This is a genomic window from Gordonia sp. WA4-43, assembly GCF_020520305.1.
Taxonomy (GTDB): Bacteria; Actinomycetota; Actinomycetes; order Mycobacteriales; family Mycobacteriaceae; genus Gordonia; species Gordonia hongkongensis.
In genome coordinates, this window is record NZ_CP084736.1 from 1836816 (window position 1) to 1854093 (window position 17278).

Annotated in this window: 16 protein-coding genes; 7 read left to right on the top strand and 9 right to left on the bottom strand. The window is 68.5% G+C overall.

Translation table 11 applies throughout. The features are described from left to right. Window positions 1-43: 43 nt before the first annotated feature. Complete coding sequence (locus LEL84_RS08400; RefSeq protein ID WP_226513784.1) at window positions 44-1525, bottom strand: flavin-containing monooxygenase; 1482 nt, start codon at window positions 1523-1525, stop codon at window positions 44-46. A gap of 118 nt (window positions 1526-1643) precedes the next feature. On the opposite strand from LEL84_RS08400, the gene LEL84_RS08405 reads away from it, so the two are divergent. Next, window positions 1644-2861 carry an MFS transporter gene (locus LEL84_RS08405; protein ID WP_137810413.1) on the top strand — a complete coding sequence of 406 codons (1218 nt, stop codon included), beginning with the start codon at window positions 1644-1646 and terminating at the stop codon, window positions 2859-2861. Here LEL84_RS08405 and malQ read toward each other — a convergent pair. From malQ to LEL84_RS08435, 6 genes are all read right to left on the bottom strand, one after another. Then, on the bottom strand, window positions 2833-4965 hold the full coding sequence (gene malQ, locus LEL84_RS08410; protein WP_226514272.1) for a 4-alpha-glucanotransferase: 2133 nt from the start codon (window positions 4963-4965) through the stop codon (window positions 2833-2835). The two genes, LEL84_RS08405 and malQ, sit on opposite strands and share 29 nt — an antisense overlap. 79 nt (window positions 4966-5044) lie before the next feature. Continuing rightward, window positions 5045-6451, bottom strand: a complete 1407-nt coding sequence (locus LEL84_RS08415) for an FAD-binding oxidoreductase (protein WP_226513785.1) — start codon at window positions 6449-6451, stop codon at window positions 5045-5047. Continuing rightward, complete coding sequence (locus tag LEL84_RS08420) at window positions 6432-7085, bottom strand: SDR family oxidoreductase (RefSeq protein ID WP_226513786.1); 654 nt, start codon at window positions 7083-7085, stop codon at window positions 6432-6434. The genes LEL84_RS08415 and LEL84_RS08420 overlap by 20 nt, the downstream gene beginning before the upstream one ends. 168 nt (window positions 7086-7253) lie before the next feature. After that, window positions 7254-7529, bottom strand: coding sequence for a GlsB/YeaQ/YmgE family stress response membrane protein (locus LEL84_RS08425; RefSeq protein WP_004023462.1), 276 nt, complete (start codon window positions 7527-7529; stop codon window positions 7254-7256). Between the two features lie 181 nt (window positions 7530-7710). Further along, complete coding sequence (locus LEL84_RS08430; RefSeq protein WP_226513787.1) at window positions 7711-8154, bottom strand: lipoprotein LpqH; 444 nt, start codon at window positions 8152-8154, stop codon at window positions 7711-7713. A gap of 56 nt (window positions 8155-8210) precedes the next feature. Then, complete coding sequence (locus LEL84_RS08435; RefSeq protein ID WP_226513788.1) at window positions 8211-9161, bottom strand: ParA family protein; 951 nt, start codon at window positions 9159-9161, stop codon at window positions 8211-8213. Window positions 9162-9535: 374 nt separating this feature from the next. On the opposite strand from LEL84_RS08435, the gene LEL84_RS08440 reads away from it, so the two are divergent. The 4 genes from LEL84_RS08440 (at window position 9536) to LEL84_RS08455 (ending at window position 13726) form a co-directional block, all read left to right on the top strand. After that, the gene (locus LEL84_RS08440) at window positions 9536-10177 is read left to right on the top strand and encodes a hypothetical protein (protein ID WP_065631902.1); all 642 of its coding nucleotides are present in this window, start codon (window positions 9536-9538) and stop codon (window positions 10175-10177) included. Between the two features lie 84 nt (window positions 10178-10261). Next, window positions 10262-12097 carry a hypothetical protein gene (locus LEL84_RS08445; RefSeq protein ID WP_065631870.1) on the top strand — a complete coding sequence of 612 codons (1836 nt, stop codon included), beginning with the start codon at window positions 10262-10264 and terminating at the stop codon, window positions 12095-12097. After that, window positions 12094-12393, top strand: coding sequence for a hypothetical protein (locus LEL84_RS08450; protein ID WP_226513789.1), 300 nt, complete (start codon window positions 12094-12096; stop codon window positions 12391-12393). Before LEL84_RS08445 ends, LEL84_RS08450 begins: the two co-directional genes overlap by 4 nt. Continuing rightward, the gene (locus LEL84_RS08455) at window positions 12368-13726 is read left to right on the top strand and encodes a hypothetical protein (RefSeq protein WP_226513790.1); all 1359 of its coding nucleotides are present in this window, start codon (window positions 12368-12370) and stop codon (window positions 13724-13726) included. Before LEL84_RS08450 ends, LEL84_RS08455 begins: the two co-directional genes overlap by 26 nt. A 7-nt stretch (window positions 13727-13733) precedes the next feature. Here LEL84_RS08455 and LEL84_RS08460 read toward each other — a convergent pair whose 3' ends face one another. Further along, window positions 13734-13934: a hypothetical protein gene (locus tag LEL84_RS08460; protein WP_078113354.1), complete on the bottom strand. Its 201-nt coding sequence runs from the start codon at window positions 13932-13934 to the stop codon at window positions 13734-13736. Window positions 13935-14035: 101 nt separating this feature from the next. Next, window positions 14036-14509, bottom strand: coding sequence for an NUDIX hydrolase (locus LEL84_RS08465; protein ID WP_068971499.1), 474 nt, complete (start codon window positions 14507-14509; stop codon window positions 14036-14038). A gap of 82 nt (window positions 14510-14591) precedes the next feature. Between LEL84_RS08465 and LEL84_RS08470 the strand changes: the two genes are divergently transcribed. Together LEL84_RS08470 and LEL84_RS08475 are read left to right on the top strand one after the other, a co-directional pair. Next, window positions 14592-15806 (top strand): pyridoxal phosphate-dependent aminotransferase, encoded by a 1215-nt coding sequence (locus LEL84_RS08470; protein ID WP_226513791.1) that lies wholly within the window; start codon window positions 14592-14594, stop codon window positions 15804-15806. Beyond that, entirely contained in the window at window positions 15803-17008 is a 1206-nt protein-coding gene (locus LEL84_RS08475; RefSeq protein ID WP_226513792.1) for a serine hydrolase domain-containing protein, read from the top strand. Before LEL84_RS08470 ends, LEL84_RS08475 begins: the two co-directional genes overlap by 4 nt. Window positions 17009-17278 lie beyond the last annotated feature (270 nt).

Sequence of the window (17278 nt, forward strand, 5' to 3'; positions counted from 1 at the left end):
GCAAACTCCGGGCGCTCCTCAGGGAGCTGTCGGAGAGGAGCGCTCAGCTGAACTCGTAGTCGCGCAACGGGAACGAGTCCATCTCGCGGAGAGTCCGCAGCGTCGAGGCCGGGCGGAGCAGCGTCGCCTCGCCGTGCTGGTTGAAGTAGTAACTGCGTGACGTCGCGCAGTCCCCGTTGTAGAACACCGAGGACTGCAGACGATCGGTCACCTCGTCGAGGAAGGCGTCGTTGGCCTCCTCGGTCACCTCGAACGTCCGTTGCCCGCGGCGGCGCAGTTCTCCGAAGAGGCGGGCGATGTGCTTCATCTGCCCTTCGATGGTCGTGAAGTACGACAGGCCGCTGTAGGAGTAAGGACTGTTGAGGGACAACAGGTTCGGGAACTTCGGGACGGTGACGCCCTCGTAGGCCTGGAAGCGGTTCTCGCGCCAGAACTCGCCGAGGTTGCGCCCGTCCCGGCCGACGATGTCGAAGGCCGGGAAGTTGGTGTCCCAGAGGTTGAACCCGGTGGCGAGAACGAGGGTGTCGATCTCGGTCCGGGTGCCGTCCGCGGCGAGGATCGCATCGGCTTCGAGGCGGGCGATGCCGCTGGTCTGCAGGCTCACGTTCGGCTGGGCGAAGCTGGCGAAGTAGGTGTTGGAGAAGGTGGGGCGTTTGCAGCCGAAGTCGTAGTCCGGGGTGAGCTTCCGCCGTAGTTCCGGGTCGGCGACCTGGCGCCGCAGGTGCGCCTGGGCCAGTCGGGCGGCGAGTTTGTTGCCGGGCTTCACCTGCTTGTAGTGCAGGACGCCGAACACCATCAGCACTTCGAGAAGCGACGAGTTCACCAGTCGCGCAGCACGCTGGGTGAGCGGGAACCGGCCGAACAGTTGCTGGACGAGCGGCGGGATCGCGAAGTCGATCTTGGGCACCACCCAGATCGCGGTGCGCTGGAAGACGGTCAGGGCCTCGGCGCGGGCGGCGATCTCTGGGATGAGCTGCACCGCGGTCGCGCCGGTACCGATCACGGCGACCTTCTTACCGGTGAAGTCGAACCCGTCCTGCCAGTCCGCGGTGTGCAGGATCGTGCCCGCGAAGTTCTTGATGCCCGGGAACTCCGGGACGTGCGGCTGGGACAGGAACCCGGTCGCGGTCACCAGATAACGCGCCGTGCGTTCGGTGCCGGACCCGGTGCGGACGCGCCACAGCTGCTCGTCGGGGTCCCAGGTCGCGGACTCGACGACCGTTCCGAATTCCATGTGCCGCTTGAGGTCGTACTTGTCGGCGACGTGGTGGGCGTAACGCTTCAGCTCCGCTCCGGGGGCGAACAGCCGGGACCAGTACGGGTTGGGCTCGAAGGAATAGGAGTAGGTGACCGACGCGATGTCGACGGCGAGTCCCGGGTAGTGGTTCACGTGCCACGTCCCGCCCAGGTCGTCCTCCCGCTCGAGGATCGCGATGTTGTCCAAGCCCTGTCGCTTCAGTTCGATCGCGGCACCCATCCCGCCGAAGCCGGCACCCACGATCACGACGTCGAGTTCTGGTTGCATCCGACACCCCCTCTTCGCTCACCCTGAATTACCGTTACCGACAGTTACCGTAACCCAGCACACAGCCGGGAGACCAGGGCCGGACCCTCCCGGACGCGGCGGTAGCGTGTCAGCTGCCATGTCTGACCGTTCGCATACCCCCGCCTCCCCTGCGCCGACCGGCGCATCCTTCGCCGCGGCGGTCTACGCCTTCGCCGTGATCATGCTGGGCACCACGCTGCCCACACCGCTCTACGCGATCTACGGCGAGGAACTCGGTTTCGGCGTGACCACCACGACCGTGATCTTCGCCGTGTACGCCGCCGGCGTCATCGCCGCGCTGATCGGCTTCGGACGCTGGTCCGACGTCATCGGCCGGCGCAAGATGCTCATCGCCGGCGCGATTCTGTCGGCGGTCAGCGCCGTCGTCTTCCTCACGGCCGGCCCGGTCTGGCAGTTGCTGCTGGGCCGGGTGCTGTCGGGTCTGTCCGCGGGCATCTACGCCGGCGCCGCCACCACCGCGGTCATCGAACTGGCCCCCGCGTCGTGGCGGGGACGCGCCCCGGCCGTGGCGACCGCGGCCAACATCGGCGGCCTGGGCCTCGGACCGCTGATCGCCGGAGTCCTCGCCGAGTACGCCCCGTCCCCGCTGCACACCCCGTTCGTACTCGATCTGGCGCTACTGGTCCTGGTCTTCCTCGGCATCTGGCGGCTGCCCGAGACGGTGGACGTCGTCCCCGGCGCCCGGCTGAGCATCCAGCGGCTGTCGGTCCCGGCCGACATCCGCGGCGTCTTCGTCCGGGCGTCGATCGCGGCCTTCGCCGGATTCGCGGTGATGGGCACCTTCACCGGCGTGATGCCGTCCTTCGTCACGAACATCCTCGGCATCGACGACCACGCGTTCACCGGTTTCCTGGTGTTCGTCCTGTTCGCGTCCTCAGCGGTCACCCAGATCGTCGTGCGCCGGATGCCGACCGAACCGGCCCTGATCGCCGGCTGCGCCATCCTCATCCTCGGGACCGGCCTGTCGATCCTGGGACTGGTCGCCGCATCGACCCCGGCGTTGCTGGGCGGAGCGGTGATCTGCGGTGTGGGGCAGGGCATGTCGTTCAGCAAGGGACTGGCGTCGGTGGTCGCGGCGACCCCGGCGGGACGCAAGGCCGAGGTCACCTCGACCTACTTCGTCGTCGCCTACGTCGCGATCTCGATCCCGATCGTCGGCCAGGGAATCACCGCGCAGCACTGGGGTCTCCGGCCCGCCGGGATCGCCTTCAACATCGGGGTCGCCGTGCTGGCCCTCATCGCACTCGTACTGACCATCGTCTCGGTCAGGAACCTGGCACGCCCGACTCGTTGAGCACCGAGATGAGGCGGCGGAAGCGCACGCTGCTGACGAGGTCCTCGACGAGCACGACGTCGCCCTCCGAATTGGCCAGCGGGACACACCAGTTCGGGTACTGACTGCTGTCGGTACCCGGCTGGTTCTGGATTCGCCGCTCCCCCACCGCATCCACGAGGGCCACGCTCAGCAGTACCGACGGGCTGCGGGCGATCACCGCATACAACGCATCGACGACCTTCGGGTTGGTCAGCGGGGTGTCCCGGGACAGCAGGCCGCGTTCGTAGGCGAGTTCGAGGACGGCGTCGCGTTCACGTGCATCGCGCGCCCGCTCCGCGTCCTCCCCGGAGGCGAGCAGGCCCAGCCGCGATCGCAGCGTGATGTGGTCGCCCGCCAGATATCCCACGGTCGGCGGCAGATCGTGGGTCGTCACCGAGGTCAGACACAGCTCGCGGTAGTCCTCGGGCGGGGTCGCGGCGTCGGGCCCCTGTTCGAACCACAGGATCGAGGTGCCGAGGATTCCGCGTTCGCGGAGTGAGTCCTGCACCGACGGTTCGAACACCCCGAGATCCTCACCGACGACCACCGCGTCGGCGCGCTGCGCCTCGAGCGCCAGGATGCCGATCAGCGCCTCGCTGTCGTAGTGCACGTAGGTGCCCTGGGCCGGGCTGCTGCCGTCGGGTATCCACCAGAGCCGGAACAATCCCAGGATGTGGTCGACGCGCACACCGCCCGCGTGTCGGAGGACGGTGCGGATCATGTCGCGGTAGGGCTCGTAACCGGCCTCGGCGAGGCGTCGTGGATGCCACGGCGGTTGGTCCCAGTCCTGGCCCTGCTGGTTGAAACCGTCGGGCGGCGCCCCCACCGTCGCACCGGAGGCGAGTACGTCACCGAGGGCCCACGCATCGGCGCTGTGCCGTGCGACCCCGACCGCGAGGTCGGCCATCACACCGATCTCCATGCCGGCCGATCGCGCCGCGTGCGCGGCGGTGGCCAGTTGTTCGTCGCAGATCCACTGCAGCCACATGTGGAAGTCGATGCGCCGGGCCATCTTTCGACGCTTCTTCTTCATGTACGCGGGGTCTGCGAACTTGCCCTGCCAGCGCGGGTCGTCGGCGTCGTACCGCTCGGCCAGCGCGAACCACGTCGCGAAACGCTTGAGGCCCTTCCCCTCCCGGCGCCGGAATGCGCGGTAGGCGTGCGCACGAGCCGGGGCGAGCGGGACGCCGTAGATGAGTTCGAGCGCTTCCAGCTTGGCGCGGAATGCCCTGTTGCGCCGGATCTTGTCGGTCGCGGTGTTCTCGTCGAGGAAGCTGCGCTTCAACGCCTTGACCCACTTGTGCTGCGACTTCGACAGCCCGTCCAGCTCGGGGATGTCGGTGATCCGGATGTAGAGCGGGTTGACGAATCGTCTTGTCACCGGCAGGTACGGCGACGCCTCGATCGGCGCTTTCGGCTGGGCGGCGTGAAGTGGATTGACCTGGACGAAGTCGGCGCCGTACGCACTGGCGGCCACCTCGCAGATCCCGGCGAGATCGGCGAAGTCGCCCACGCCCCACGAGTCAGCCGATCGGATCGAGTACAGCTGCGCGGCGAGTCCCCATCGCTTCCGGCCGATCAGCCGGTCGGCGGTGTGCAGTCGGCGCGGCGTCACGATCAGGGGCGCGCTCGAGGCCGATGAATCGTCGAGATCGATCGCCTTGATCTGGTGATATCCGGTGGGGAGGTCGTCGGGCACGGCGAACGTCGCACGGCCGATCAGCACGCCGTCGACCTCGCGCGGCTCGACCCAGACATCGAGTTGGGGGGCCGCGACGTCGTCACCGGTTTCGCTGACCACCCACACCTTCACCAGGTGCCCGTGCGGAACATGCACGGCGAACGTGGCTCCCGAGCCCTCGGTCACGACGGTCACGGCGGGGACGAACTCACGCCACGGTTGTTCGTCGATCTCGCGAATCGAGTTCTCGATCTCCTCGGGCGAACCCGCGGGGACGTCTAGCGCCCGGAGCACCGCGACCAATGTGTCCTGGTCCACCTCGTGCCGCTCGTCACCCCAGCCGACATAGCTGGAAGCGACGCCGTAGCGATCCGCCAGTGCGGTCAACCCATCGAGGTTCACATCAGCCACCCGTGCATGATCGCAGGATTTCCGTGCGCCCGCCGCCCGCGCCGCCGGGTTCGGTCCACCGGTTCGGTCCTCACGGAAAGATCACCCCCGGGTTCAGGGTTCCCCGCGGGTCCAGCGCGTCCTTGATCGCGCGCACGGTCGCAAGGTCGGTGGCGTCGCGGCCGAGGTGCGTCCAGGCCGACTTCGCGCGGCCGATACCGTGCTCGGCACTGATGCTCCCGCCGTTGGCGGCCACGATCCCGAACACGTGGTCGGTGACCGCGCCGGCCTGCGCCGGCGGGACGTCGAGCAGGTTGACGTGGATGTTGCCGTCACCGACGTGTCCGAAAAGAATCGGCCGACAGAAAAATTCGTTTTCGACACCCACACGGGACAGTTCGGCGAATGCCTCGGGCAGTGCCCGGATCGGAACCGAGATGTCGAGCTTGACGACCGGTGTCGCGCTCGACCGGGCGATGGCCTCGGTGTGGCCCTCGCGACCGGACCACAGGGCGCGAGCCGGCGCCGGCGCGAGCACGGCGTCGATGATCCCGGTGGCATCACCGAGGAGTTCGGTGGTGGCGGTCTCGATGTCCCCGGTCCCCGACGCCTCGAGAAGGACATAGAACGGTCCCGGCGTCGTCGTCGGGCGCCGGTGCCCGTACTCGGCGACGAGCGCAACCCCGGCCTCGGTCATCAGTTCGGCGGCCTCGACGGTCAGTCCCGCCGCCGACGCGGCGCCGATCAGCCCGATGGCGTTCTCGACGCGCTCGATCGAGGCGACCGCGACGGTCGCGGCCGAGGGCGGCGCGACGAGTCGGAACAGGACCCGGGTGATCACCGCGAGGGTTCCCTCGCTGCCGGCCAGGAGAGCTGGAAGGTCGTATCCCACATTGTCTTTGACGAGGGATGTCCACCGGCGGAGGACCCGGCCGTCGGCCAGGACGGCCTCGATCCCCGCGATCTGCGACCTCGCGTTGCCCCGCCGGATCATCCGCGTCCCACCGGCATTGGTCGACACGACCCCGCCCGCGGTCGCGCTCTGGCGGGAGGCGAGGTCGATACCGAACGACAGGCCGTGCGCCGCGGCGCGGAGGTCGATGGATTCGACGGTCGCGCCGGCCTGGGCGCCGACACAACGACCGACGGTGTCCACCTCGTCGATGTCGGTCATCCGCACCGTCGACAGCACGATCCAGCGCTCGCCGACGGCGGCGGCCGGTGGCACCGAGCCGCCGACGAGTCCGGTGTTGCCGCCCTGCGCGCAGACCCGGATGCCCGACCGGTCGCATTCGGTGAGCACGCGCGAGACCTCGTCGGTGGTGCGGGGCCGGACCACCGCCTCCGCCGCTCCGCGATGCCGCCCGGTCCAGTCGGTCAGGAACCCTGCCGTGGCGTCCGGGTCGGTGAGGACATGCGCGTCGCCGACGATCGCGCGACAAGCCGCGATAACGGCGGCAAGAGGGGAATCCGGCTCCTCAGGACCGTGGGAAGGCATCGAGGATCGGGGTGTCGCCGTCGTTGAACTCGATCACCTCGTGCACCGCCGCCGGATGGTCGAGAACGGCCGCCGCGACCTGGGCGACGTTGTCCCGGCTGACCTCGTCACCCTCGACCCGGTCGCCACCGAGCGTGATGCTGCCGGTGCCGTCCTCGTCGGTCAGCTTGCTGGGTCCGAGGATCGACCAGTCGAGTTCCGTGGACTTCAGGTAGGTGTCCGCTGCCGCCTTGGCCTCGGCGTAGGCGTGGAAAGAGTTGTCCTCGGGCACACCGTGATCGGGTCCGGCGCCGAAGTAGGACACCATCACGTACCGGCGGATTCCGGCCCGCACGGCGGCGTCCATGGACCGGATCGCGGCATCGCGGTCCACGGCGTACGTCCGCTTCTGGTCGCCACCGCCGGCCCCCGCGGTCCACACCACCGCGTCGTGGCCGGAGATCGCGGTGGCGATGCCGGTGGTGTCGAGGGTCTCGACGTCGGCGACCACGGGAACGGCCCCGGTGTCCGCGACGTCTTCGGCGTGTTCGGGATTGCGGATGATCGAGGTCACCTCGTCGCCGCGTTCCGACAGAATCCGCGCCAGCCGCAGCGCTATCTTGCCGTGTCCGCCGATGATCGCCACTCGGGTCACTGGATGCTCACTTTCGGTTGCTCACTTGTGCGGTCGCCACTCTCGTACCCAATCCAACGTACGCACATGCGCGCACCGGACACGGCCCTGACGCGACTCCGCCCCGGCCCGACGTTCGGTGCGAACGTCGAGCCGGGGCGGAGTTGAGTCGGACGTATCCGGTGGACCTCAGACGCGGGTACGACCGCGGCCGGTCACCAGCTTCACGAGGAACAGCAGGATGCATGCGCCCGCCAGGCAGGTGATGAAGCTGAAGATCCAGCCCCCGCCCTCGACGTCGACGCCGAACAACGTCAGCAGCCAGCCGCCGAGGAGGCCGCCGATGACACCGACGACGATGTTGAGGATGATGCCCTGCTGCGCATCTGTCTTCATGATCTTGCTGGCGATCCAGCCGGCCAGGCCGCCGATGATGATCCACGCGATGATGCCAATTCCCAGCATGTCTGCCTCCTATGGTCGTCGTGATCCGTTGTGCAAATCGTTAGAGATCGCGAAGACCTCTCGAATCGCTACGAATCGGAACGTACCCAGACCGACAGAGCGTCAAACAGTGTCCGCGGAAAATGTGTACACATCGAGACCGGACCGGTCACCGGACCGAGACCAAGCGGCGGAACCGGGATCAGGGGCAGGTCACCTTGATCTCGTAGGACTTGGTCACGGGCTCGGTCGGATTGGCGGGATCGATCCCGGATGCGTCACCGGTGACCGTGTAGGTGTCCCCGTCCTTGGTGACCTCGCCGCTGCCGCCGCCGGCACCCTTCTGATAGGCCAGCACCACACCGTCGAGCGAGCCCAGCCCCACGGACTCCACCTCGGGCGAGTCACCCGACGTCAGGACGACGCCGATACCCGAGCCCCCACCCGATCCGATCCCGATGGTCACCTTGCCCGCGGCGTCGGTGCACCCGACCGTCTTGTCCGCCAGTTCCAGTTCCTGACCGTCGACGGTCACGGTGGCCTCCGCGTCGGTGCCACCCGACGCCGAGTCATCGGAACCGCACGCCGTGAGGACGACGGCCAGTGCTGCGGCGCCGAGAACCGAGGTGATGTGCACTTTGCGCATGATGGGAGCTCCTGAGGAGTCGAGCGAGGCGCCACCGGTCGGCGGCTGAGATGAACTTAGACGCCTGTGCTGCGGTTCGGCGTCGGTCGATCGAATGGGCCGCGGGAACTCGGAACCGCCCCCGAGAGTTCGGCCCGAGCGAGTTCGGCCCGAGCGAGTTTGGCTTCGGCCTCGACCATCACGGCGCGGGTCAGATCGCGGAACTGTTCGTAGTGGCCGTGGTAGCCGTACTTCGCATGCAGGCTCGGCCAGGTTGCGAAGTCGGCGGCGGCACCGATCGCATTGCCCTCGTGCAGGTAGGTCGGCAGGACGTTCTGGATCGAGGTGTCCCGTCTCAGTCGCCGCACCGTGTCCTGATGGAGCGTCGACGCCGCCCGGTACTTGGTGATCACGACCCCCAATTCGACGATTTCCCGCCCCAATTCGGTGCCGAAATCGGCGACCTGACGCTGGATGTGCGGAATCGCATATGTGGACAGGACATCCGGGATGGTCGGGATCAGATATGCGGCGGCCATCGCCAGCCCGTTGAGGCTGAACGGTCCGACGTTGGGCGGGCAGTCGACGAGGATGTAGTCGTATTGCCCGGCGATGGGGGCCAACGCGTTCGTCAGTACCTCCACGGCCGCCAGATGGTCGTCCGCAGCAACCCGGTGAGCACTGAGCTCCTCGGCCAGTTCGATGAGGTCCAGGGACGACGGCAGCAGGTCGATCCCGGTGAGCCCGGCCACGGTCGAGACATCGCGCTGCACGCTGCCCTCGAGGTCGAACGATTCCGTGCCGTCGAGCAGGTCGGTGAAGAGTGTCGCGACGGTGTGCCGCCGGGCGTTGCACGTCAGCCAGTGTTCCTGCCCGATCATCATCGTCGTCAGGTTGGTCTGGGCGTCCAGGTCGACGAGCAGCACCTTCTTGCCGAAGACGCCGGCGAGGAAGTCGGCGAGGCCTCCCGTGAGCGTGGTTTTCCCGACCCCGCCCTTGAGACTGATGGTCGCGATCACCGTCGGCATGGCGTCCCCGGTCTGTTCGGTCGCCCTGCTGTTCGGGCGTCCTGCGTCGCGAGTAGATTACCGAGCCGACGCGTAGGCCACCGGGTGTTCGGTGGCGCCGCGACGGCCGCCCGGCCCCTCGAACCTGCGAATCCGACGCCGAATGTCTTTTCCACCCTCATTCTGCGGGCATTACCCATATCTGTAAGAATGACCGGGTCGAGCATTGACCGGATATTTCTGTCGATTCGGTCGTGTGATTCAGAGTCAGGTGAGAACGACTTGACAATCGTTGACGAGAATCGAACGGGATGCGAAATCCCGCATATTTTCGACGACCGTGCGACTTGCTTTTTCCTGGTCGGTACTGAAAACCCATGTGGAAGGACACCCGTATGAGCAACCGAGTCCGGACAGCCACCGTCGGCCTGGCGGTGTGCGCCGCAGCGGCATTCGGAGCCGCCCTCGCGCCCGTCGCCACCGCAGCGCCGAGCGATGTGACCGCGACACCCTCGGTGTCCGGCAACACCGTCACCCTGACGGTGACGAACAACGCCGCGAAGCGCATCGGCTGCGAGATCGTCGGCGTCCCGGCCGGCGGAGCCCCGACCAATGTCGTCTTCGGATACCAGACACCGGAGGAGCTCGGTGCGCTCATCTCCCCCGGCTCGTCGAAGTCGTTGCCGCTGCGAATCTCTCAGGGCACGCCGCCGACACCCAGTGGGACGACGACGATCCCGGACGGCAGGTACGACATCTACTGGGGATGCACCACGATCACGCTGCCACCGGGCACCGGGGCAGCCGAGGAGTTCTGGGGCACCAACCCACCGGTGACAGGGACGACCCCGACGGTCGCCGCACCGCTGCGGGTAACCGTGCCGGGCGGAGCGGCAACGGCACCGGCCCCGGAATCGGAGACCCCGGCGGCGCCCGGATTGCCGAGCATCCCGGGCCTGCCCGACATCCCCGGACTCCCGGGGATCGAGCTGCCGGAGGAGATCTGCACGACGTCGTCGTGCGTCCCCGTCGGATGAGCTGAGCGGGCCGTTCACCGCGCGTGATCGCCGTTTTGCCCAATGCACTCCCGGGACCCGGGTGCGGTTGTGCATACTTCGACCATGTCAACAAGCGATGTCACGCGCGTCCATCTCGCCGCCGAGGGTGGTGGAGCGGCACTCGACCAGGTCTTCCTGATGTCGGCGGTGGCGGCCGTCGTGTCGGTCGGACTGCTCTGGATCGGTTATCTGCATCGCACGCGCAAGATCACGTGGCTGACCACGCTGTCCGAATGGGCCGCGCGCCGGGTGAACCGCCCACCGTGGGCGGCGCTGCCGATCTTCCTGTTCACCAGCACGATCATCTGCGCGCTGTTCGGCTTCCTCTGGGACGTGAGCCTGCACATCGGCGACGGTCGCGACGAGGGGCCGCTGGCGAACCCGGCGCACTACTTCATCCTGGTAGGCCTGTTCCTGCTGTTCATCTCCGGCATGCTGTCGGTGTTCCTCCCCTTCGACAAGCCCGGCCGCTCGGCGATCCGGATCACGCGTCACTGGTACGCACCGGTGGGCGGAATCCTGTTGGCAGGCTGCGGTTTCTACGCACTGCTGGGGTTCCCGCTCGACGACGTCTGGCATCGGATCTTCGGCCAGGACGTCACCCTCTGGGGCCCGACCCACCTGATGCTCATCGGCGGCGCGGGCCTGTCGCTCATCGCCGTCGTGATCCTCGATCGTGAGGGCCGGGCCGCGATGGGTCCCGACGCCCCGGACGACGGCCGAAGCCAGTGGCTCGTGCGCTGCCTGGCCTTCGGCGGGCTCGTGATCGGCATGTCGGTGTTCCAGATCGAGTACGACTTCGGCGTCGAGCAGTTCCGGCTCGTGCTGCAGCCGATGATGATCGCCGGGGCCGGGGCGTTCGCCCTCGTCGCCGCGCGGATCTGTCTCGGGCCGGGCGCCGCGCTCGTCGCGGCCGTCTTCGCGATCCTGCTGCGTGGTGTCGTCGCGGTCGTCGTGGGTCCGGCGCTGGGTGCGCCGATCAACGTCTTCCCGCTCTACCTGGGCGCGGCCGTGGTCATCGAACTGCTCGCGCTGACCCCGCTGCTCAAGCGCCGCGTGCTCTTCGGCGCGGTGGCCGGGCTCGGAGTCGCGACCCTCGGTCTCTGGATCGAGTCCTGGTGGATCGCCGCGGCCTACCCGTTCCCGTGGGTCACCGGCATGTGGGGTGAGGCGTTGGCGATGGCGATCCCCGTGGGCATCGCGGCCGGTGTGTGCGGCGGGCTGCTGGGTCTCGTCAGCGTCGGCGAGCGGCTCCCGACCCGTTGGGTCAGCATCACCGCGGTCGTGCTCTCCGTCCTGGTGATCGGCGGGGCCGTCGCCAACGGCCTGCGGGTCTCGGTCCCCGCGGATGTCACGGCGCGCGTCGTCCTCACCCCGGCCGGGCCGAACGAGGCTGCCGACGAGAACGTGACGGCCGAGGTCTTCCTCGACCCGGCCGACGCGCTCAGCGACGACCCCGAGTGGGTCACGCTGATGTCGTGGCAGGGCGGGATCGACAATGACCGCGGCATCGTCATCGACCGGCTGGAGCGCGTCGGCCCCAACCACTTCCGGTCCACCGAACCGATGCCGGTGTCGGGATCATGGAAGACCATCCTGCGCGTACAGGACGGCACCACGATGGCGGGCGTGCCGGTGTATCTGCCGGCCGACCCGGCGATCGGCGCGGAGGGCGAGCCGGCTCAGCTGACGTCGACGAAACCGTTCGTCGCGGAGATATCGATCCTGCAGCGCGAGCGCACCTTCGACTACCCGTCGTGGCTGTTCGGCGCCGCCTCCCTGGTGGTGCTCGTGTGTTCGCTGCTGCTCATCGCGGCGCTGTCGTGGGGAGCCGGCCGGGTGAACGCCCGGGAGGCGACATCGGGCGCGCGGGAGCCTGAACTGCAGCCGCAGCCGTGATCGCTCTCGCTGCCGACCCCGGCGTCCACCACCTGGCGACGCACCCGCTGGTGCTGGCGCTGCCGGCCGTGATCCCCGCGTTCCTGGTGGTGGGCGTCATCGTCGCGATCGCGATCATCGACCGTCGACGCGGGGACGACGAGGACGACGAGGACGACGAGGACGACGAGGACGACGCGGCAGGCCGCCCAGGCGAGGCCGGCCGCACTGCCGCCGAGCCGGCAGGCGGCGACCCCGATTCCACCGCTCCCCCGACCGGAGACGAGGCCGATGACCCCGCCCGCGAGGCCGACTGACGTTCTGCTCGCCCACGGACTGGGTGGTTCGGAGTACCTGCCCGTCCCGCTGACCGCGGTGTTGATCGGCGGCGCCTGGGCGCTGACCATCTCGTTCGCGGTCATCGCGTTCGCTTGGCGTACACCACGATTCGGTCGGCCGGACGCCGGCCGAGAGCTACCGGCATGGGTGACGGCGGCCGTCGACAACCGTTGGTTGCGCGGCGTGATCAGCGGCGCCGCAGTGGTTCTCACCGCATGGCTGATCGTGGCCGCCGTCGGCCCCGACAACGACGAGAACCCCCTACCGGGCGCGTTCTATGTGCTGCTCTGGGTCGGCATGACCGTGCTGTCGGTACTCCTCGGACCGGTGTGGCGACTGCTGTCCCCGGTCCGCACCCTGCTGCGGGCCGCCCGAGGTGTCGGGGGCCCGCGGGTCGTCGGCCTGCGGGAGTATCCGCGTCGGCTGGGCTGGTGGCCCGCGGCGTTGGGCCTGTTCGCCTTCGTCTGGCTCGAATTGGCGTCGCCCGAACCGAGTTCGGTGTCGTCGGTGCGGATTTGGCTTCTCTGCTACCTGGTCGTCACCCTCGTCGGCGGCGTGGTCTTCGGGTTGCGGTGGACCGTGGACGCCGACCCGTTCGCGGTGTACAGCACCGTGGCCTCGCGCCTGTCCCCGTTCGCGCGCAACAGCGCCGGCCGGGTGATCCTCCGCAGTCCGATGAACTCGCTGCCCACGCTCCCGGTGCTCCCGGTGCTCCCGGGTACCGTCACCGTTCTCGCGATCCTGCTCGGCTCCACCGCTTTCGACAGCTTTTCGGCGATCGCGTTCTGGCAGGACCTCGTCGCCGACGCTGCCGGTGACAGCCGGGCGGCCGCCACCGTGTACTCGACCGCAGGCCTGTTGGTGTTCATCGGCGTCGTCGTGGTGACGTTCTGGACGGCCGCCCGCGCGGTCGGCGGTGTGCAACCGGACCTTCGGCGCCGCCTCCCCGGCCTGATGGCGCACTCGCTGGTCCCGATCGTGATCGGTTACATCCTCGCCCACTACCTGCAGTCACTCGTCGAACAGGGACAAGAAGCCGTCCTCGCGCTCGGCGATCCGCTGGGGAGGGGATGGAATGTGTTGTGGCTCAGCGATGCTCATCCGGTGTACGTGATGAGTGACCACCCGACGGTCACGGTGACCCTGAAGGTGGCGTTCGTACTCGGCGGCCACATGTTGGGAGTGGCCGCGGCGCACGACGCATCGTTGCGTCTCCTGCCCCGCCGGCACCAGCTGACCGGGCAGCTCACCATGATGGTGCTGATGGTCTTCTACACGTTCCTCGGGCTCTGGCTGCTGTTCGGCGGGTGACGCCCGGTCAGTAGGTGGTCGGGGGCGTGTTCTTCTTGTTCGAACGGAACAGCATGTAGCCGCCGTAGAGGGCGAGTGCGACGAGGGCGATCCAGAAGAGTCCCTCGAGCAGCGGGCCGAGGACGGCCAGTGCGATCAGCGCGACCGCGATGACGCCCAGGACCTTCCAGAAGGTCATGCCGGTGGTGTTGTTCGTCGATGTGCTCATGAGCCCAGTCTGCGCCCGCCGAAGCCGGAAAGCGATGCTCGGCGGCACTTCTGGGGCGAACTTCAGGGACTTCCCTGAGGGACCCCCTACCGCTGGAACCCCTACCGTCGGAACCACGCCTCGGCGTTGCCGGCCAGCGCCTTCTCGATCCGCAGTGCCGACGTGTCGGTCAGGTCGGACGGCAATGCGTCGGGCGCGAACCACGCGACGTCGGAGTTCTCGTCGTCGGCGGCCCGGGGATCGCCGTCGACGTGGCGCGCGAGGAAGCAGACGTCGAGATAGCGGGTCCGGTCGCCGTTCGGGTAGGTGATCAGCGGCGTGACGTCGATGCTGGTCAGTCTGACGATCTCGGCGGTGACATCGGTTTCTTCGCGGACCTCGCGCAGGGCCGCCCGCGCCGGCTCCTCTCCCGGTTCGAGGACGCCGGACACGACGGCCCACTGTCCGTTGTCGACGCGGCGCGTGAGCAGCACCCGCCCGGCGTCGTCGCAGACGACGACGCTGACGCCGGACAACCAGAGTTCGCGGGTCCCGACCTGGGCACGCAGATCGCGGATGAATTCGGGAATGGGCACCCCCACATCCTGCCTGCCGGTGCGCGTCGCCGCCGAAGAGGTGGGGTCGGTGCCAGATATCCCGACGCGCACAATGTCACCCATGAGGATCTCCCGACGGGCCGAAGGGATCGCCCCGTTCCAGGCGATGGAGTTCGCGAAGCGCGCCGCCGAACTCGAGGCGGCTGGTCATTCCGTCGTGAAGCTGAACATCGGCGAACCCGATTTCGGGGCACCGCCGGCGGTCCTCGCCGCCGCCCGCGAGGCGACCGGCCGTCCCCTCGCCTACACCGGCGCCCTCGGCCTCCCGGAGTTGCGCGAGGCGATTGCGGACTTCTACGGCCACCATTTCGGGGCGTCGGTGGATCCGGCGCGGGTGGCGGTCACCGCCGGCGCGTCGGCGGCACTCCTGATGGCCTGCGCGGCACTGATCGACCCGGGCGACGAAGTCCTCATCGGAGACCCGTCCTATCCGTGCAACCGCCAGTTCGCGCACGCCTTCGGCGCACAGGTCCGGCTCCTGCCGACCAGCCCCGCCAACCGGTTCCAGCTCACCGCCGCCGAAATCGACGACGCGTGGACGGACGCGACCCGCGGCGTCATCGTGGCGACCCCGTCGAACCCGACCGGCACCTCGATGCCGGGTGAGGAACTCGTCGCCATGTGCGAGCTCGCGGCGACCCGGGACGGCTGGTCGATCGTCGACGAGATCTACCTCGGGCTGTCCGACCCCGGACCGGACGGTCGGCCGCCGCGCAGCATCCTGGCCGCCGATTCGCCGGGCGTCGCGGAGACGGTGGTGATCAACAGCTTCTCCAAGTACTTCGGGATGACGGGTTGGCGGCTGGGATGGTGCATCGTGCCCGCGGAACTCGTGGGGGTGCTGGAGCGGCTGGCGCAGAACTTCTACGTGTGCCCGCCCACGCCGTCGCAGTACGCGGCGCTGGCCTGCTTCACGCCGGATTCCCTGGCGGTGGCCGAACAGAACCGTCGTGAGTTCGCGCGACGCCGGCAACTCGTCGTGGACGGGCTCGCGGACATCGGACTCGACGTGCCGGTCATCCCCGACGGCGCGTTCTACGTCTACCTCGACGTCGGCTCCACGGGCCTGACGTCGGCCGAGTTCTGCGACCGGGCGCTCGCCGAAGCCCATGTCGCCTTGACCCCGGGCCACGACTTCGGGGTCGCGGGCGCGGACCGGTACGTCCGTCTGTCCTACGCCGCATCCACCGACGACCTCACCCTCGCCATCGAACGACTCCGGACGTTCGTCGGGGCCGGTCACGTTCCACTTCGATCAGGAGAGACCATTCCATGAGCTCTGCGGGACCAGTCCGATCCGAACGCCTCGCCGAGGAGGTGACCCCGATCCTGACCGCCCGGACCGAGGGCGCACCTCGGGTGCCGGGTGTGGTCGCGGGCGTCACGACCGACGAGGAGACGGTCTTCCTCGGTGCCGCCGGGGTGCGTGCGCTCGACGACGAGCAGCCGATGACCGTCGACTCCGTCTTCGCTCTGTTCTCGGCGACGAAGGCGGTGACCGCGACGGTCGCCCTGCAGCTCGTCGAGGAGGGCGCGCTGGACCTGCACGCACCGGCCCGCACTTACGTCCCGGCGCTCGGCGAACTGCAGGTGATCGAGGGCTTCGACGACGACGGGCGGCCGCGGCTGCGGCCACCCGCCTCCGATGTCACGACTCACCAATTGCTCACGCACACCGCCGGTTTCGGTTACGACTTCTTCAACGAGAACTACCGTCGACTGACCGCGGACCACGGTGTGCCCGCCGTCGCCACGGCCACGATGGCCTCATTGCGAACCCCGCTGCTGTTCGATCCCGGCACGGAGTGGGAGTACGGCTCCGGGGTGGACTGGGCCGGCCAGGTCATCGAGGCCGTCACCGGACGCCGTCTCCGCGAGGTGATGGCCGCGCGGGTGCTCGACCCACTCGGCATGTCCGACACCGGTTTTGCGCTGTCCGACGACGCCCGGCGTCGGCGAGCGGTACTGCACATGCGCAAGCGGGGCGAGCTAGTCCCCAACCACCGTTGGGAACAGCCTGCCGATCCCGAGATCGACATGGGCGGGCAGGGCCTCTGGTCCACCGTCCCCGACTATCTGACCTTCCTGCGAATGTGGTTGCGCGAAGGCCGCTCCGACCGCGGTGAGCAGATCCTGCGCCCGGAGACCGTCACCACGGCGTTGCGCAACCAGATCGGCGATCTCGCGGTGCGGCGGCTGCCCGGAGTGATCCCGCCGCTGAGCCACGATGTCGAATTCGATCCGGGGACACCGAAATCCTGGTCGTATCCGTTCATGGTGAACGACACCGACACCCCCACCGGCCGCAAGGCGGGTTCGCAGTCGTGGGCCGGGCTGGCCAACCTCTACTACTGGATCGATCCCCACACCCGGATCGGCGGCTTCTGGGCCACCCAGATCTTCCCCTTCGTCGACCCCGCATCGATCGACGGGTACCGCGACTTCGAGGCGGCGACGTACCGAGCGTTGGTGGACTGACCTACGGCGCGTTCAGCACGAGGTGTCGCTGAGCGACACCCGGTTGCCCGACCCAGGCGAGATTGCGAAGACGTTGGATCGGTACCAACATCGCGCGGCTGTTTCTACCCGCACCACGCCGCCGACGACCACTCCTGCCCGGCGCACTCCGAGATCGTCACCGACGAACGCAGCCGGCTGTGGATGCGGCCGACCCAGGCTGCTCTCAGGCGAGCCACGAATCGCGGCGCGCCGACTCGACGTTTGCCATGAACCCGAACCCGGTTGGGT

What these genes read in the sequence shown, in the direction of transcription:
- LEL84_RS08400 (WP_226513784.1), bottom strand. Translation starts at nt 1,525, where the DNA reads ATGCAACCAGAACTCGACGTCGTGATCGTGGGTGCCGGCTTCGGCGGG.
- LEL84_RS08405 (WP_137810413.1), top strand. Translation starts at nt 1,644, where the DNA reads ATGTCTGACCGTTCGCATACCCCCGCCTCCCCTGCGCCGACCGGCGCA.
- LEL84_RS08415 (WP_226513785.1), bottom strand. Translation starts at nt 6,451, where the DNA reads ATGCCTTCCCACGGTCCTGAGGAGCCGGATTCCCCTCTTGCCGCCGTT.
- LEL84_RS08425 (WP_004023462.1), bottom strand. Translation starts at nt 7,529, where the DNA reads ATGCTGGGAATTGGCATCATCGCGTGGATCATCATCGGCGGCCTGGCC.
- LEL84_RS08430 (WP_226513787.1), bottom strand. Translation starts at nt 8,154, where the DNA reads ATGCGCAAAGTGCACATCACCTCGGTTCTCGGCGCCGCAGCACTGGCC.
- LEL84_RS08435 (WP_226513788.1), bottom strand. Translation starts at nt 9,161, where the DNA reads ATGCCGACGGTGATCGCGACCATCAGTCTCAAGGGCGGGGTCGGGAAA.
- LEL84_RS08440 (WP_065631902.1), top strand. Translation starts at nt 9,536, where the DNA reads ATGAGCAACCGAGTCCGGACAGCCACCGTCGGCCTGGCGGTGTGCGCC.
- LEL84_RS08445 (WP_065631870.1), top strand. Translation starts at nt 10,262, where the DNA reads ATGTCAACAAGCGATGTCACGCGCGTCCATCTCGCCGCCGAGGGTGGT.
- LEL84_RS08455 (WP_226513790.1), top strand. Translation starts at nt 12,368, where the DNA reads ATGACCCCGCCCGCGAGGCCGACTGACGTTCTGCTCGCCCACGGACTG.
- LEL84_RS08460 (WP_078113354.1), bottom strand. Translation starts at nt 13,934, where the DNA reads ATGAGCACATCGACGAACAACACCACCGGCATGACCTTCTGGAAGGTC.
- LEL84_RS08470 (WP_226513791.1), top strand. Translation starts at nt 14,592, where the DNA reads ATGAGGATCTCCCGACGGGCCGAAGGGATCGCCCCGTTCCAGGCGATG.
- LEL84_RS08475 (WP_226513792.1), top strand. Translation starts at nt 15,803, where the DNA reads ATGAGCTCTGCGGGACCAGTCCGATCCGAACGCCTCGCCGAGGAGGTG.